At 73.6% G+C, this 2,991-nt stretch carries 4 protein-coding genes and 1 pseudogene; 1 reads left to right on the top strand and 4 read right to left on the bottom strand.

Annotation, left to right across the window (positions count from 1 at the left end):
- Positions 1 to 525, bottom strand: a 525-nt coding sequence (locus ACSNOD_RS30090) for a P1 family peptidase (protein ID WP_436770247.1), incomplete at its 3' end; no start/stop codon positions are given.
- A gap of 134 nt (positions 526 to 659) precedes the next feature.
- On the bottom strand, positions 660 to 1,862 hold the full coding sequence (locus ACSNOD_RS30085) for a low temperature requirement protein A (RefSeq protein WP_436770246.1): 1,203 nt from the start codon (positions 1,860 to 1,862) through the stop codon (positions 660 to 662).
- Positions 1,863 to 1,969: 107 nt separating this feature from the next.
- Here ACSNOD_RS30085 and ACSNOD_RS30080 point away from each other — a divergent pair, with 107 nt between their 5' ends.
- Positions 1,970 to 2,161, top strand: a complete 192-nt coding sequence (locus ACSNOD_RS30080; RefSeq protein WP_436770245.1) for a hypothetical protein — start codon at positions 1,970 to 1,972, stop codon at positions 2,159 to 2,161.
- A gap of 15 nt (positions 2,162 to 2,176) precedes the next feature.
- On the opposite strand, the gene mscL is transcribed toward ACSNOD_RS30080, so the two are convergent.
- Together mscL and ACSNOD_RS30070 are read right to left on the bottom strand one after the other, a co-directional pair.
- The gene (gene mscL / locus ACSNOD_RS30075; RefSeq protein WP_436770244.1) at positions 2,177 to 2,668 is read right to left on the bottom strand and encodes a large conductance mechanosensitive channel protein MscL; all 492 of its coding nucleotides are present in this window, start codon (positions 2,666 to 2,668) and stop codon (positions 2,177 to 2,179) included.
- A 101-nt stretch (positions 2,669 to 2,769) separates the two neighbouring features.
- Positions 2,770 to 2,991, bottom strand: a pseudogene (locus ACSNOD_RS30070) (hypothetical protein); the annotation flags it as partial.

Below are 2,991 nucleotides of genomic sequence, written 5' to 3'. Positions count from 1 at the left end.
CCCCGCCACCGCTCCCGCCCCCGCGCCGGTGTTGCCCTGGGCGACCGGCGCGCCCACCTCCGTACGCGCCGCCGCCTCCGCGGCCTCCCTGCCGAGCGCCGCGTCGGGCCGCACCCGCCAGTCGCCGCCCCGGCCCAGGTCGAACAGGGCCGCCGCCGGGACCACCGGCACCACCTGGGCGGGGTCGGGGCCCACCTGGAAGCCCCGGCCGTGGTCCTCCAGCCAGCTGGTCACCCCGGAGGCCGCGTCGAGCCCGTAGGCGCTCCCCCCGGTCAGCACCACGGCGTCGACCCGCTGCACCAGATTCCGCGGATCGAGGGCATCGGTCTCCCGGGTGCCGGGGCCGCCGCCCCGGACGTCCACGGCCGCGACGACCCCGCCCTCCGGCGCCAGCACCACCGTGGTGCCGGTGAGGGCGCGGCGACCGGTGCGCCGCGCATGCCCCACCCGCAGCCCGGCGACATCGGTGAGGGCGTCCGCCGGGCCCGAGCGGTGGGTTTGTGTGATCGAATCTCCATCGGCCATGTGGGCATGCGTATCACGGCCGTTGGCGCCTGCGGGGAGTGCTGCGGCGGACTCCCCGAGATAGCGGAATCCTTCCCGCGCCCCCGCGCCTCCGCGTGCGTCGCCCCGGACCGGGTGCCGGGGCCCCGGTCGGCTCAGCCCGCGCGGTGCACGGGGCGGGAGGCCAGCGCCACGCCCGCCGCGACCGTGAGGGCCATCACCACGCCGGCCAGCAGAACCGCCCAGCGGCCGGCGAAGGTGCAGGCCAGAACCAGAAGGGCCGCCAGGGGCAGCACCATCTGCTGGGCCGGGCCGCGCTTGTGGTGGCGGGAGTGCAGCAGCCACACCATCAGCAGATAGAACGCCGTCGGCAGGGTCACCGCGGCCGACGCGGCGAACGCCGATATGTGCGCCTTGCCGACCGTGTGTTCCACCGCGACCTCCATGCCCGCCCCGATCGCCGCCGCCGAGCCGAACACGAAGTAGTGCCCATAACCCCAGAGGAACGCCTCGCGGTTGGACGACAGGTGCTCATGGATCGGCACGGCGAAATAGACCCACCACGCCGCGAACACGATCAGCAGGCCACCCGCCACCAGCGGCAGGAGCGCGCCCAGCTCGTCCGACTCGTCCAGCGCCGAGCGCACCGCCACCGTCGACGCCAGGATCGTCTCGCCCAGCACGATGATGGTGAACAGCCCGTACCGCTCGGCGATGTGGTGCGGGTGCCACGTCGTGGGCCGGTCCCGCTCGGCCCACACCGGAACGGCCAGTTCGAGGACCGCCATGGCCAGGAAGACCCAGGGCCGCCCGCGCTCCGGCAGGACGAGCAGCCCGGCCCAGCCGATCTGGCAGACGGCGATCCCGATGGCATAACGGAGGGCCGTTCTCCGCTCCGCGCCCCCGGTGGAGGCCGCCGCGCGCAGCCACTGCGCCACCATCGCCAGCCGCATCACGAGATAGCCGAACCACACGACCGCGAAGTCGTTGTCGTTGAACGCCCTGGCCACCCCCGCCGCCAGGATCAGCACACCGGCCATCTGCACCAGGGTGACCACGCGATACGGCACGTCGTCCACGTCGTAGGCGGAGGCGAACCACGAGAAGTTCATCCACGCCCACCAGATCGCGAAGAACACCATCGCGTAGCCGGGGACGCCGGTGTCCGGGTGGCCCTCGGCGACCGCGTGCACGAGCTGGGCGCCGGCCTGGGCCACGGCGGCCACGAAGCACAGGTCGAAGAAGAGCTCCAGCGGGGTGGCGGCCCGGTGCTCCTCGTCCCTCCTGCGCGCCGTCATGCGCAGCAGGGGAGCGACGGCCCGGCCGTGCCCGGGCCCCGACGGGGCGTGCTCGTTCATCGGGGTGCGCTCATGGGTCGGTGTCCCTTCCCGAGGCGGTCTCCTACCAGCACAGCAGACGACCGGGGCCGGCGCCTGTCGGGGTGGCGGCGGCGTACGCTGGACGCATGACCAGCGATGCCCGCGAAGCCGAGGAGACACCGACCGCCCCGACCCCGTCGGCCGCGCTGATCTTCGACGACCCCCTCGGTCGGCCATCCAGCGACGACACCGACCGAGGCTGGGGGGAGCGTCCGAGCGGCGACAGCGCCTCCGACCTGGCGCGCTTCCTCGACGAGAAGCCCCCGCACCACATCTGACCGTCGGCGGCCCGGCTACTTCCGGTGCTGGCTCGGCACCCGCTCCGAGTCCGGCCCGCCGCGCTGGGCCAGCAGCGCGTCCCGGATCTCCGCGAGCAGCTCCAGCTCGGTCGCCGGCGGCGGCCCGGCCTCCTTCGCGCTCTTGGCCGCCCGGGCGACCTGCCGCTCCTTGTAGCGGTTCATCGGCAGGATCATGAGGAAGTAGACCACCGCCGCCGTGATCAGGAAGGTCAGCGAGGCGCTGAGCACCGAACCCCACAGGATGTGGATGCCGTCGGTCACCTCGCCGGAGGCGTTCTTGGCGCAGGTGCCCAGGCAGTAGGTGTAGTGATCGAGGTTCTGGGTGCCGAACGCCCCGACCACGGGGTTGATCACGCCCTTGACCACGGAGTTCACGATGTTGGTGAATGCCGCGCCGATGACGACGGCCACCGCGAGCTCGATCACGTTCCCGCGCATCAGGAACTGCCGGAACCCGTCCAGGACGCCCTTCTTCTCCTCGCTCACCAACGAGCCTTTCTGTACGAATGCGAGCTAACCGGTCAGTGTGGTCGAAACGGACCACCCCGCAATGTACGACAGGGCGGGCCGGGCCTGTCCACCGTCCCTCAGCGCGCGGACGCACAGCCGTCCCCCGCCCGGTCCGCTTCCCCCGCGGCCCCACCGGCCTTCGCGGTGTGCGGCAGCCCCGCGGCGCCCGCGGCCAGCGCGGCGGCCGTCATGGCCAGCCCGGCCGCCACCGTGCCCCGCCGTCGGCGCGCCGCGTGGACCAGGCGATGCCGCCCGCCCGGCGGCCGTACCGGGGCGAAGTCGGGCACGCCGTGCGGCGG

It is taken from the genome of Streptomyces sp. URMC 123 (assembly GCF_051386515.1).
Lineage (GTDB): Bacteria > Actinomycetota > Actinomycetes > Streptomycetales > Streptomycetaceae > Streptomyces.
This window is presented reverse-complemented; position numbering and strand designations above follow the sequence as displayed.

Excerpts from the sequence above, each read along its gene's own strand:
- ACSNOD_RS30085 (WP_436770246.1), bottom strand. The coding sequence starts at position 1,862 with ATGAACGAGCACGCCCCGTCGGGGCCCGGGCACGGCCGGGCCGTCGCT.
- ACSNOD_RS30080 (WP_436770245.1), top strand. The coding sequence starts at position 1,970 with ATGACCAGCGATGCCCGCGAAGCCGAGGAGACACCGACCGCCCCGACC.